The sequence below is a fragment of the Limosilactobacillus oris DSM 4864 genome, from assembly GCF_001434465.1.
Classification (GTDB): Bacteria; Bacillota; Bacilli; order Lactobacillales; family Lactobacillaceae; genus Limosilactobacillus; species Limosilactobacillus oris.
Map to the genome: position 1 here is coordinate 1 of NZ_AZGE01000015.1, position 13,182 is coordinate 13,182.

General features: G+C 48.2%; 9 protein-coding genes. 7 read left to right on the top strand and 2 right to left on the bottom strand.

Annotation, left to right across the window (positions count from 1 at the left end; translation table 11 throughout):
- A partial coding sequence (locus FC49_RS06165) for a hypothetical protein (protein ID WP_235804884.1) occupies nucleotides 1–263 on the top strand: 263 nt, incomplete at its 5' end.
- Nucleotides 264–315: 52 nt separating this feature from the next.
- Nucleotides 316–1,497, top strand: coding sequence for an ROK family transcriptional regulator (locus FC49_RS06170; RefSeq protein ID WP_056984547.1), 1,182 nt, complete (start codon nucleotides 316–318; stop codon nucleotides 1,495–1,497).
- An 84-nt stretch (nucleotides 1,498–1,581) separates the two neighbouring features.
- Here FC49_RS06170 and FC49_RS06175 read toward each other — a convergent pair whose 3' ends face one another.
- A complete protein-coding gene (locus FC49_RS06175; RefSeq protein ID WP_003712779.1) occupies nucleotides 1,582–2,952 on the bottom strand; it encodes a sugar porter family MFS transporter in 1,371 nt (456 codons plus the stop codon).
- Between the two features lie 230 nt (nucleotides 2,953–3,182).
- On the opposite strand from FC49_RS06175, the gene FC49_RS06180 reads away from it, so the two are divergent.
- The 3 genes from FC49_RS06180 (at nucleotide 3,183) to FC49_RS06190 (ending at nucleotide 7,788) form a co-directional block, all read left to right on the top strand.
- Nucleotides 3,183–4,094, top strand: a complete 912-nt coding sequence (locus tag FC49_RS06180) for an AraC family transcriptional regulator (protein WP_056984548.1) — start codon at nucleotides 3,183–3,185, stop codon at nucleotides 4,092–4,094.
- Nucleotides 4,095–4,259: 165 nt separating this feature from the next.
- Nucleotides 4,260–5,726, top strand: coding sequence for an MFS transporter (locus FC49_RS06185; RefSeq protein WP_056984549.1), 1,467 nt, complete (start codon nucleotides 4,260–4,262; stop codon nucleotides 5,724–5,726).
- A gap of 19 nt (nucleotides 5,727–5,745) precedes the next feature.
- Nucleotides 5,746–7,788 (top strand): right-handed parallel beta-helix repeat-containing protein, encoded by a 2,043-nt coding sequence (locus tag FC49_RS06190; RefSeq protein ID WP_056984550.1) that lies wholly within the window; start codon nucleotides 5,746–5,748, stop codon nucleotides 7,786–7,788.
- A gap of 109 nt (nucleotides 7,789–7,897) precedes the next feature.
- On the opposite strand, the gene FC49_RS06195 is transcribed toward FC49_RS06190, so the two are convergent.
- Entirely contained in the window at nucleotides 7,898–9,061 is a 1,164-nt protein-coding gene (locus FC49_RS06195; RefSeq protein WP_056984551.1) for an ROK family transcriptional regulator, read from the bottom strand.
- Nucleotides 9,062–9,278: 217 nt separating this feature from the next.
- On the opposite strand from FC49_RS06195, the gene FC49_RS06200 reads away from it, so the two are divergent.
- Both FC49_RS06200 and yicI read left to right on the top strand, forming a co-directional pair.
- The gene (locus tag FC49_RS06200; protein ID WP_235804885.1) at nucleotides 9,279–10,670 is read left to right on the top strand and encodes a glycoside-pentoside-hexuronide (GPH):cation symporter; all 1,392 of its coding nucleotides are present in this window, start codon (nucleotides 9,279–9,281) and stop codon (nucleotides 10,668–10,670) included.
- A 15-nt stretch (nucleotides 10,671–10,685) separates the two neighbouring features.
- Nucleotides 10,686–12,977: an alpha-xylosidase gene (gene yicI / locus FC49_RS06205; protein ID WP_056984552.1), complete on the top strand. Its 2,292-nt coding sequence runs from the start codon at nucleotides 10,686–10,688 to the stop codon at nucleotides 12,975–12,977.
- Nucleotides 12,978–13,182 lie beyond the last annotated feature (205 nt).

Here is a 13,182-nt window from a genome sequence, read left to right on the forward strand (position 1 = left end):
AAAGAACAACTAGGATTAAGGAGGAACTGGAGAGTAATCCCCAGTTCTTTTTTATGGATAAAGAAAAAATTTATCAACAACAGCAGCGAGTCCAGCACCGTTTAGTCGCCTGGATTGTTTTGACCATCTGTTTTCAAATTATTACGGCGCTGACCGGTTGGCTCCTAGTAAAAGTAATTGCGTGGCTTGCCACAGCCTACTGTGTCCTATTAATTATCTTATGGTGCTATTTAGAATTATGGCTGTTGCGTAAGCATGACTAGCAAACGTGTTATAATAAGGGCATTGGATATTAATGGATGAAGTAGGGATAACATGACAATTGACCATCGCAATTTATCGCGAATAAACAATCGAAAATTAGTATTACAACAACTATTTAACAACCAAGAAACATCGCGGGCGGAAATCGCCCGTCAGCTAAAGCTGAATAAGTCGACCGTTTCCTCAATCTATACTGAGTTAGATGATGCCGGCTTGATTCAGGAGGTGCGTCAGGGCGAGTCGACGAGTAGTGGGGGACGGAAGCCAAACCTGGTTCGTTTGAACCCTAACTATGGTTTCGTGGCGAGCTTCAACATTGGGACTGCCTATATGGCTTCGATGTTTAACTACATTAATGGGGAAATTATCCGCTATAATCGACAGCCAATCGAGCGTTTTGATATTCTGACGATTATGCAGATGATTAAAAAAGAAATTCAACAGATGCAGGAGTTTGACCAGACCAACCGCGGCCTGCTAGCAATCGCCTTTTCAATTCATGGGATTGTGTACAATAACAAGGTGCTGGATTCCCCGTTCTTAGACCTCGACGGAATTGACCTGCAGGGGTACTTTGAGAAGGAGTTTGGCGTACCGGTCGTCCTAGAGAACGAGGCGAACCTATCAGCGGTGTTTGAGAATGACTTTTGTGTAGCTGATAATATTCGAGGCCTCATTACTATCAGTATTCACCGGGGAATCGGGGTTGGTGTGATTGCCAACGGCCAGCTCTACCGGGGAAATCGCGGGATGGCCGGGGAAATCGGCCGGACACTGATGATTGACCGCTTTGCTACCGGGAGTAAAAAGCTGGTGAAGATGGAATCACTGTGTTCCGAGGACGCAATTATTGGTCAAGTAAAAGCAGTCAAGGGGATAGACAAGATTAGCAGCGCTGAGCTGGTCCGCCTCTACCACTATGATAGCCAGGTCCTGCAGATCTTTGACCACGCGGCGGAATTGATCGCGGAAGCATCGTATAATGCGATTGTTTCCTTTGGCCCGCAGGAGGTCTACTTTAACTCGACCCTCTTTGAGGATATTCCAGAGCTGTATGAACAGATTCGGACTAAATTAGTGGAGATGGGAGCCTTCTCACCGATTAAAAAGATTGTGGGCTCACGGATGACTTCGCTGTTGGGAGCCAGCTCATTAGCAATTCATCGGGCACTCCAGCTTGACCATTACCAGCTTCGTCTGCGTTGGCCAAACGAGGTAAAAAATGTAGAGTAAAGCAAAACGTCTCGCATTGTGCGGGACGTTTTAATGTATACAAAAAGCGTTGGCGAAAGTTATCGTCAACGCTTAATTTAATTATTAATCGTTCTTAGCTGCTTTCTTCTTGGCAGCCTGGTCACGCAGCCATTGTTCGATACTTTCCAGGGACTTGCCTTGGGTTTCGAAGACCTTGGCGTGGACAAACCAGATGGCGAGCAGACAGAAGACACCGTAACCGATGAACAGAGTACCCTTACCAAAGAAGCTCAGAAGAGGTGGGAAGGTCAGGGAAACGATCATGTTTGCGGTCCAGTTGACACCAGCGGAGAAGGAGTTTCCTAAACCACGGATGTTCAGTGGGAACATTTCACCAATCATTGTCCACATGATTGGGCCCCAGGTACCAGAGAACGAAGCGATGTAGATTACCATGGAAATTACGGCAACGTCAGCGGCAAACTTGGAATCGCTGGAGTGCATCAGTCCCCAGCACATGATGAATAGGGTAATAGCCATCAGCCAACCACCGACGATTAACATCTTCCGCCGGCTAACCCGGTTCATCAGCCAGATCCCGATCACAGTAACGATGACGTTGAAAATCCCAATCCAAATGTGGGAGAGCAGTGCGAAGTGCACACCGAAGCCTGCATCAGTAAAGATGGTTGGGGCGTAGTAGAGCACCGTGTTACAACCCATTACCTGTTGGAAAATTGCCAGGCCGACAGCGGCAATCAGGGCTGGCCGAACCATCAAACCAAACAGTTCGCTCCAACCACCAGATTTAATGGCGGCCTGCTTTTGAATCTTGGCAATATCATCATTAACCACGTTGGCATCGTTTTGGTTCATTGCCATCAGAACTTCACGGGCAACGTTTTCCTTGTCGTTCCGTACCAGGTAACGTGGCGATTCAGGCAGGATAATTGCCCCGACAAAGAGAACGGCAGCTGGTACGGCAGCCAAGCCAAGCATCCACCGCCAACCGGTGTAAATGCCCTGCAACCAGTAGTTGAACAGGTAGGCGAACAGCAACCCGGTCATAACCATTAGCTGGAAGAGTCCGGACATCATTCCCCGTTTAGCAACTGGTGCTAATTCGGCCAGGTAGGTTGGAATCAATGCTGAAGCAGAACCAACACCGAGCCCCAGAATTACCCGGGAAATAATCAGTGTCCAGAATTCAGGAGCAACCCCGGAACCTAAGGCCCCAACGAAGAAGATAATTGAAGTAACCATCAGGAGCTTCCGCCGACCAAAGCGGTCTGAGAAAGGTCCAATGGTAACGGCACCCAGAATAGCACCCAGCAATACAGCGGAAACGACGGAACCTTGTTGCCAAGAATTCAAGGATAATTGCTTTTCAATAAATAGGATGGCACCAGAAATGGATCCCGTATCGTAACCGAAAAGTAAGCCACCCAAAGCGGCAAAGAAATAAATCCACCCTGCAGATAGTTTATGTTTCATGATTTTAACCCCTTATATAAAAACAAGAATAAATGTAAGTTAACAGAGTGAGTTAGTTGTTTATAATTGTGTTGGTTTGATTAACCAACTAACGTCTATTATAATAACATAAAAAGACGAAATTGGAAGCGTTTTTACAAATGTTTTTATTTAGAAGATAGTTATAAATAGACAAATTTTGGTAATAAAAAGACTAATTAGGATTGGTTGTTAATCGAGGGGTGACAAGGGTGCAGCAGTTTATTTCTTTTCCGACAATTGAATCGGGCTTATATATGTTTGGCGGACACCGCCATACGGTTGCTGGAGGCTGGCATTTTTTTGAGCAACGACACCAGGTATTTGAACTGATGACCATTAGCAAGGGGTGTCAATTGACGGAAATTAAAGGTGGCCCCACCATCGAATTAGGCCCGGGTGACGCGATTATTATTGCACCAGAAACTTACCATACAAATAGCAACCAGAGTGCTCAAACGCCCATGACGTATAGCTGTCTGCATTTTGACTTTGAGGATATGCTCGTGCGGTCCCGGTTGATTGGGCTGGTTGCCAATCAGCGGATTCCCGCCGGATCAGTACTGGCACGAATCTGTACCGATACTTTGGCAGCAATTGCCCAGCTCAGCAGTAACCGGGAACAGGTTAATAATTTTGCCAACCGGGTTGCAATTGAAATTACACTCCTTAACTTCCTTCGGGACGTTGACCAGGAGATTGACCGGGTCAAGGACCACCACCGGCTGCCATACTCAGACAAAGAAGCCAAAGTGGCCCGAGACCTGGTTGTCAGTATTGAAAATCGGGTCAATAATGACGATGAAAATCCTTCATTCAACTTTGAGGAAATTTGTTATCACTTGGGAATTAGCAGCGGCTACGGTCACCGGATCTTTAAGAAGGTTTATGGGATTACGCCCCTGTATTACATTAATCGGGAGCGTTATCAAAAGGCGCAACGCCTTCTGGAAAACTCCTACAATTCAATCGATGAAATTGCCAGCTTAGTTGGGGCAGGCAATATTTCAATTTTCAGTAAACAGTTTAAGAAGTGGTCGGGCGTTACGCCGAGCGAATACCGTAAGCAGACCCGGCGGAAGCGGTCTGTTACTTCTAAAAACCGGACAGGTTATTTTGAATAGTTAATTAATAAAAGGTCATAAATTGACAAATAACTGTCAGTTTATGACCTATTTTTCGCCATTGAAAGCGAATACAATGATCATGGATTAAAAATTATCCGCTCTTATTCAGCTAACTTACTTTAATTGCTATTTTTAGTTTTGATTTGAAAGGACGAATCTTCAATGGACAATACTTCTAAGCAAGCAGTAAATGAGTTTGCTAAACTTTCGTGGCGTGAGCGAATTTGTTATGGTGCCGGTGATTTAGCACAAAACCTAATTTTCGGAACAATTGGTTCCATGCTGCTCTTCTACCTGACGACGGTTTTTGGAATTTCAGCCGCGGCTGGGGCGACAATTTTCCTGATTGTTCGGTGGGTCAACGTTTTTTGGGACCCCTGGGTTGGAACTGTTGTCGATAAGAGCCACTTTAAGCATGGCGGCAAGTACCGTCCGTTCCTAATTTACTTTGGGATTCCGCTGACGATTTGCTGTGCTTTGCTCTTCCTGCCGATTCCTGCGGTACGGGGGAACGTCCTGTACGCTTTCTTCTCCTACCTTGCAACGGCGTTAATCTACTCCTTTGTTAATATCCCATACGGGTCGCTGAACGCTTCGTTGACCCGTGATAATGACGAAGTATCGACCTTAACGACCGTCCGGATGACAGAAGCCAATATCGGGAACCTCTTGGTTTACACCTTCTTGCCGCTGTTTGTGCAGCTGGCATCGCCTGCCAAGCAGCTTAAAGACATTGGCTTTTTTGGCATTAAACTAAATTTGGGTAACTATGCTTCACCGCAGGCGGCTGGAGCCTACTTTAAGGTGATTTCAGTCTACATGGTCATCGGTTTCATCATGCTCCTCTGTACCTACTTTGGAATTAAGGAACGGGTCCTGCCCACCCAGGAAGAAACGGCTTCGGTTAAGTTTTCCGATTTGTGGAATGAACTGATTCAAAATAAGCCATTACAAATTCTGGGGTGGTTCTTCCTCATCGGCTTTACTTTCATGTTCTTTGGAAATACCGTTTGGCCATTCTTCGTTCAGTATAATATTGGTCACTCTGAATGGATGGCTTCAATTAACCTGATTGGGTCAATCCCGGGGATTTTCCTCGTCTTTCTCTGGCCGATTGTCCGGCGTAAGATTGGGAAGAAGGGCTTCTTCTACCTCTTCCTGATTCTCTTTATCATTGGTCAATTGATTCTGTGGGTCTGGTCATTCCCAGCCTTCAAGAACAGCATTGCTTTGGGATACATTGGCCGGTTTATCATGCAGTGGGGAATCACGGCGGCAACTGGTTACATGTGGTCGCTGGTTCCAGAAGTCATCTCCTATGGTGAATGGCATTCTAAAAAACGGGTCGCCGGAATCATCAACTCCATCATGGGACTATTCTTCAAGATTGGTTTAGCGCTCGGTGGAATTATTCCGGGGTACATCAACGCCTTTTGTCACTTTGACGGTAATAAGGCTAGTCAGCCTGCCTCAGCCCTGACAGGAATTTCGATTTCGATGATCTGGGTACCAATTGTTCTCGCCTTGATTGCAATGTGGATTATGAGCAAATACCCACTGTCAGATCCGGAGGTAGATAAGATTAACCACGAAATTGAGGACCAGCGAAATACAGCTGTTAGCAAGTAAACGAAAGAAGGTTATTAGGATGAAAATTTATGTAGATATTAATGCGCCTATCAACGGAGACGGTTCCCAGGAGCGTCCTTTCAAGGCCATCCAGTCAGCAGCCAATATTGCCATGCCGGGGGATGAGGTCCTAGTTGCGCCAGGAACCTATCGGGAAAACGTTGATCCCAAGCACGCTGGGACCGCGGACCAGCGGATTATTTACCGGTCAACTGAACCACTGGGCGCAGTAATTACCGGAGCCGAACGGGTTGCCACGTGGGAAGCACTGGCTGGCGATGTTTGGCAAGTGCGGATTCCGAATAGTATTTTTGGTAACTATAATCCGTATACTACCCGGGTCCTAGGAGATTGGTTTGATGCCCGGATCGTTGCCCATACGGGGGAAGTGTACTTGAACGATAAGGCCCTTTACGAAGTTAATAGCTTGGACGAGGTTAAGTCACCAGTCAAGAATATGAAGTCCTGGTACCCTGAAGACACGCTGTTGACCTGGTTCACGGAACAGGACGTGGAACAAAACGAAACGGTGATTTACGCCAACTTCCAGGGGGCGGACCCAAACGAAGAGAACGTAGAAATCAATGTTCGTGAGAATTGCTTCTATCCTCAGCAAGAGGGAATTGGTTACATTACGCTGGCTGGCTTCGGCGTTACTAAGGCGGCAACCCAATGGGCCCCGCCGACAGCTTACCAGGAGGGGATGATTGGCCCGCACTGGTCTAAGGGCTGGATTGTAGAAGACTGTGATGTTTCGCACTCCAAGTGTTCTGGTATTTCCCTTGGCAAGTACCTCCAACCAAACAATGATAATAAGTGGCTCAAGTGGAAGTACAAGGATGGTACCCAGACTGAGCGGGACGCCATTTGCCAGGCTTCCTACGAGGGCTGGGATAAGGAGCATGTGGGCTCCCATATTATCCGCCGCAACCATATCCATGACTGTGGGCAAACCGGAATCGTTGGGCACCTCGGTGGTATCTGCTCCTTGATTGAAGATAATGATATCCACGATATTAATGTCCGCCAAAACCTGGCCGGGGCCGAAATCGGTGGCATCAAGATGCACGCCGCCATCGACGTTACTTACCGGCACAACCACATTCACCACTGTACGCGAGGCCTGTGGCTGGACTGGCAGGCACAGGGAACCCGGGTCACCCAAAACCTTTTTGACCACAACAGCCTGCCAAATGACTTTAAGGTTGACCAGGACAACATCGATGACGTCCTGAGCGGCTTGGGCGAAGACATTTGGATCGAAGTCTCCTTTGGGCCAACCCTGATTGACAACAACCTCTTCCTTTCGGAGCGCTCAATCCGCTTTGCCGCGCAAGGGGTTGCCATGGTGCATAACCTGATTGCCGGGAGCTTTACCGCTACCGGTCGGGGGACCGACAATAACTCAGTTAACCTGCCATCGAACCGGTTTACGCCTTACCACGAAATTCATGGTACCAAGGTCATGGGCTTCATGACCATCCAGCATGGTGATAATAAGTTCTACAACAACATCTTCGTTCAACAGCAGCTGCGTCCAGAAATGCAGAAGCTGGCGGCGATGAAGAAGGACGAGCCAGATGACTGGGATGACTACAACTTCGAAGTTGGCACTAAGCCATTTAGTGACTATCCGACCTTTGCGGAATGGGATAAGCAGTTTGACGGCTACTGTGGGATTTACGCGCCAAACAGCGACCACTATTACAGCCATTTGCCGGTTTGGTCAGCGGGGAATGTCTACTTGAATGGCGCCCAGGCCACGGCGAAGGAGGAGAATCCGTTTGTCGACACCGCTGACCAGGTCAAACTAGCACTTGAAAAGCGGGATGACGGCCTTTATTTGAAGACCAACCTGTACGACTTTGTTCCTGAAAAGACCGACGGCGTGATTTCTACGGCGACGATTCCAATGGCCTTTGAACCAGAAGAAAAGTACGAAAACCCTGATGGAACCCCAATCACCTTTGATAGTGACTACTTTGGCAACCACCGTGACGGGGTGAAGGTCACTGCAGGACCATTCGGCAGTGCGGTGGAAACGGAACAAAAACTTTTCTAGTTAATAATATAAGAGAACGTAATGGCCTTCAGAGATTCGGTTTTTACCGATCTGTGAAGGCCATTTTTGCGGACTGTACTATGGAAAATAGTGCGAAACTATACTTTTCCTAACCGATTTTACGGAACCATTGGAACTGGAGGGCAACGTCTTCTAAGCCAAGAACCTGACGAATTAAGAGGGCACCGGCGCCGAGCAGCGACACATATTGGGCACCCTTGATGATAATTACGGGCACCTGGCAGCCGCATTGGATGGTCGCCGCCTGAATTAGGGCGCCTAGCTCTGGAATATTTTCAACGAGGGGGGAATTGATTAAGATTTTTTCTGGTCCATACAGCATTTGAAGGTTGAAGATCAACTGGCCAGTAACGGTCGCAAAATCAGTCAGGACCGCTTTAGTAGCGTCATCATGCTGTCGAACTGCCTGCTGAGCAGCGGTGAAATTGTTAATGGTGGTGCCAGTAGCTTGGCCTAGGCGGGCGAGAAAGTGGTCGCTGGAGAAGACGTCGCCAAGCTCTGTGACCTGCCCCTGCCGGTTTGGAATCTTAACGCTGCCGAGCTCTCCCACCATGCCCCGGTAGCCAGTGAAGAGTTCACGGTTGGCAATGACGCCAATCCCTGGTCCCCGGTGAATACTGAGGACCAGAAAGTTGTCCGCACTGTTCTGCTTCCCATAGTCCCGTTCGTATATTGCGGCCAGGTTTGCTTCGTTGCCAATTTTAACTGGGACGTGATAACGATCCTGATAATACTTCTGGAGGTTGATTCCGTGGAGGGGGTAGTAAGGAGAGTGAACAATTTGATTGTCTTCGACCACGGCATGAATGGAGAAGCTGATGCCTAGTAAACCATGCTCGGTATCGTTGTGCGCTGCGGTTGTGGCTAACTGCTGATTAATGATTTCCATTACCTGCAAGAGCTCGTGGTTAGTTAAGGCAATTTGCTGAAAACTAATTTCCTGGCCGTCAGCATAGAGAAACATAACGTAAAGACTATCGTAAGTCAGGTTAAAGCAGGCAATGTAGCCGTAATGGGTGTTGATAGTGTAGAGTTCCGGCTTGCGGCCGCCGTTTTCCGTCGCTTGCCCGCGCCCGAGGTGACGAACGAATCCTTGCCGATCGAGTTCGGCGAACAACGAGGAGGTTGTTGACCGAGTTAATCCCGTATTCCGGGCAACGGCTGCCCGGGAAATTGCGGGATGGTTAAAAAGTTGTTGTTTGACGAGCTTCAGGTTGGTGAGCCGGTTGAGGTCACGGTTAGTAGATGACAATGTATGTTCCTCCAGTATCCATCATGGCAACTCGCCAGGACGGCGAAGTGCTGGGTAATAATTTGATTGTACTACAATCTGGCGGGGGAAATTGGGCCCTGGTCGTAAATTATTTAAAATAAAGCGTTTACAAACGACAAAAATGGTGGTATTTTTAGTTTGTTGTGAAACAAAACTAACTTACGAAATACTTATATCATTTGAGGATGTGATTATTGTGCAAAACCAAGCACTTAACGCCACGGATATTAAACTGCCCTGGCGGCAAAAATTTGGCTGGGCCACTGGTGATTTCGCCCAAAACCTTATCTACACTACCATTTCAACATATTTGTTGTTCTTCTATACAAACGTGTATGGCTTGCCGGCAGCTGATGCAGCAACGATGTTCTTAATTGTTCGTTTGATCGATGCAATCAACGATCCAATTGTTGGTACCTTTATCGATAAGCATACGACTCGTTTTGGTAAGTACCGTGGCTACTTGCTCTACATGGGCTTGCCACTCGCGGTGTTGGCGATGCTCTGCTTCTATGTGCCGGACTTCAGTCAAATGGGGAAACTGGTTTACGCTTACGTTACCTACGTCGGCCTTTCGGTGATTTATACCACTGTTAACATTCCGTATGGTTCATTGAACGCGGCGATGACCCGGAACAACAAGGAATTGGTTTCCATGTCATCAATTCGGATGTTCCTTGCCAACATGGGATCGCTGACCGTCAGTTTCGGTGTTCCAGTTTGCGTTAAGCTCTTCTCTGGTGGTTACTACTCCGGTGCAGCATCCAAGATGGGCTGGTTCCTGACGATGGTCGTTTACGGGATCGCCGGGGCATTAGTGCTGGTCTTCTGTTTCAGCCAGTCGACTGAACGGATTCACATGCCAGCCGATACTGAAGCGTCGGTCTCAGTGAAGGACCTTTTCCACCAGCTCAAGATTAACCAGCCACTCCGGGTATTAGCAATCTTCTTCATTATTACATTTGGTCTGATGTCTGTTGTGAACTCCGTCGGGGCTTACTACATGACTTACAATGCCCACAATGCTGGCTTGATGCAGTGGTACAACCTGCTCGGGACGCTGCCAGCCTTCTTGACTGTTCCGATTACCCCATGGTTGAACCGGAAGCTGGGAACCCAAGTATTGATGCAGGGGAGCCTCTTAGTAATTGTCATTGGTTTTCTAATTATGTTCATGGTCCCCGCAACTAACATTACCTGGACCTTTATCGGACGGGCAATTGAAGCTGCCGGCGTGACCCTGTCAACTGGATTCCAGTGGGCCTTAGTTCCACAGGTAATTACTTACGGTGAATGGAAGACCGGTAAGCGGGAGAACGGGATCGTCAATGCAATCGTTGGTTTCTTCTTCAAGTTTGGGATGGCCCTTGGGGGAGTTATTCCAGGTTATGTATTAGCGGCCTACGGTTTCGTGGCTAACCACCAGCAAACGGCACACAGCTTGTTTGGTATCCGGATGACCACGACGATCATTCCAATTATTGTTACGATTTTGGCCATGATTGTCTTTGCATTCTACCGCTTGACTGATGAAAAGATTGAACAGATGAACGAGGAAATCAGCCAACGCTCAGCAGCCAAAGACTAGGAAAGGAAGTTTACCATGAAGTTTACAAATGGTTATTGGTTAGACAAGAAGGAATATCAAATTAATCATCCCGAAGAAGCCTTTACGGCAGAACAGGAAGGCAAGGAACTGAATGTTTTTGCTCCTTACAAGCGGATTAACGGCCGGGGGGATGAATTAAATATCGGGATGACCACGATTAAGCTCAGCTCACCCGCCGAGGATGTAATCGGGGTCAAACTAACGCACTTTGACCAGAACAAGAAGGAACCCTCCTTCGAATTGACCGACTGGCACCCGGATGTCGATATTCACGTTGACGACCAGGCGGCCTCATTGCAGAGTGGGCGCCTTCAAGTTAACGTGCCGCTGCGGCAAGAATTCGCCATGACCTTTAACGCTGATGGGAAGGAAATCACGGCCTCCCGTCACCGCGCCCAGGGTGAAATTACCAACCGGGACAACGGCAAGCACTACATGCGGGAACAATTGTCCCTCGGCGTCGACACCCACGTTTACGGCTTGGGTGAACGCTTTGGCAACTTTGTAAAGAACGGTCAGGAAGTCCGGACAATTAACAAGGATGGTGGGACTGGCTCTGACCAGGCCTACAAGAACGTTCCGTTCTACATCACTGATGACGGCTACGGTGTCTTTGTCAACCAGCCGGAACCGGTGGACTTCGAAGTCGCTTCTGAGAATGTTGACCGGGTTCAATTCAGTATTGAAGGCCAGTCACTCGAATACTTCGTCATCTACGGGCCAACGCCACAGGAAATTTTGCACAAGTACACCGAATTAACTGGTAAAGTTCAACTGCCGCCTTCCTGGTCATTTGGTCTGTGGCTGACCACTTCCTTCCTGACCGATTACAGTGAACAGACTGTGATGAAGTTTATCAATGGGATGGAAGAACGCCATATTCCGTTGGACGTCTTCCACTTCGACTGCTTCTGGCAACGCGACTTCGAGTGGAGTAACTTGACCTGGAACAATGATGAATTCCCGGACCCTGAAAAGTTAATTCAAGAAATCCACAACAAGGGGATTAAGGTCTGCGTATGGATCAATCCATATATCGCCCAAAAGAGCCAGATGTTCAAGGAAGGTAAGGAACACGGCTATCTGGTTAAGCGGACTGATGGCAATGTTTGGCAGTGGGACCTCTGGCAAGCAGGGAACGGCTTCATTGACTTTACCAACCCGGATGCCGTTAAGTGGTACCAGGGTAAGCTGAAGAAGTTGCTCGCAATGGGAGTGGACTGCTTTAAGACCGACTTCGGTGAGCGGATTCCAATGGAAGACGCGGTTTACTTCGACGGCTCCGACCCTAAGCGGGAACACAACTACTACACTTACCAGTACAACAAGGCCACTTTTGATGCAATTGCTGAAGCAAAGGGCCGTGACGAAGCCGTTGTCTTTGCCCGGTCCGCAACGGTCGGCTCACAGAAGTTCCCAGTTCACTGGGGTGGTGACTGCCTTTCAACCTTTAAGTCCATGTCTGACACCCTCCACGGTGGGCTGTCATTCCTGAGCTCCGGCTTTGGCTTCTGGAGCCACGATATTGGAGGCTTTGAAGACGGTCCAGACACGCCAACTGCTGACCTTTACAAGCGGTGGACGCAGTTTGGTCTGCTATCCTCGCATAGTCGCTACCACGGCAGTGACGTTTACCGGGTTCCATGGAACTTCGATGATGAAGCGGTTGAAAACACGCGGAAGTACGTTGACCTCAAACTTTCATTGATGCCATATCTGTATACCCAGGCGGCCCACAGTGCCCACTACGGGAACCCACTGATGCGGCCAATGTGGTTTGAATTTGGTGATGACTACAACACGCACACGATTGCTAACCAGTACATGTTCGGTAGCCAAATCCTGGTTGCCCCAGTCTTCACCCCAGAAGGGAACGTGCACTTCTACCTGCCAGCAGGGAAGTGGACCAGTATCGTCCAGGACGGCGAACACTATGAAGTCGCTGCCGGTGGTCAATGGTTGAACAAGCACTACGATGAACTTCACCTGCCAGTGCTGGTTCGTGACAACACTATCCTGATAATGCGGGATAAGCCAGAACACGCTGATTACGACTACACGAAGGACGTTAACATCCAGCTCTTTGATATGCACGAGGGGACGACCAAGGTTCAAGTGGTTGATAAGCACGGTGAGGACGCGGCCGAAGTTGTCGTAACTCGGCAGGGTAACCACTTCACGGTCAAGACGACTGGCCTGAGCGGTGACTTGACCCTGACGGTTCACGAAAATGGACGGGCTCAAGACGAACAGCTGACTAACGGTGCAAGTGATTTCACACTCTAAAATTAATATAAACGAAGGCATCTTCCAAATGGGGGATGCCTTTTTTGGCATCAATGACAGATGATAAAACCGCTGGCTTCCCTGTACGGCAAAATTAGCTCACCAATTTGCCAGTTGTTAATTAATGGCCTGCAAGATTATAATAAATACCGTAGCTAACCGTTTACATACGGAAGAATTATTTAAATTACTTGGGGATTAGACG

Bases quoted from the DNA above. Each gene is read 5' to 3' on its own strand.
- FC49_RS06170 (WP_056984547.1), top strand. From the start codon at position 316: ATGACAATTGACCATCGCAATTTATCGCGAATAAACAATCGAAAATTA.
- FC49_RS06175 (WP_003712779.1), bottom strand. From the start codon at position 2,952: ATGAAACATAAACTATCTGCAGGGTGGATTTATTTCTTTGCCGCTTTG.
- FC49_RS06185 (WP_056984549.1), top strand. From the start codon at position 4,260: ATGGACAATACTTCTAAGCAAGCAGTAAATGAGTTTGCTAAACTTTCG.
- FC49_RS06190 (WP_056984550.1), top strand. From the start codon at position 5,746: ATGAAAATTTATGTAGATATTAATGCGCCTATCAACGGAGACGGTTCC.
- yicI (WP_056984552.1), top strand. From the start codon at position 10,686: ATGAAGTTTACAAATGGTTATTGGTTAGACAAGAAGGAATATCAAATT.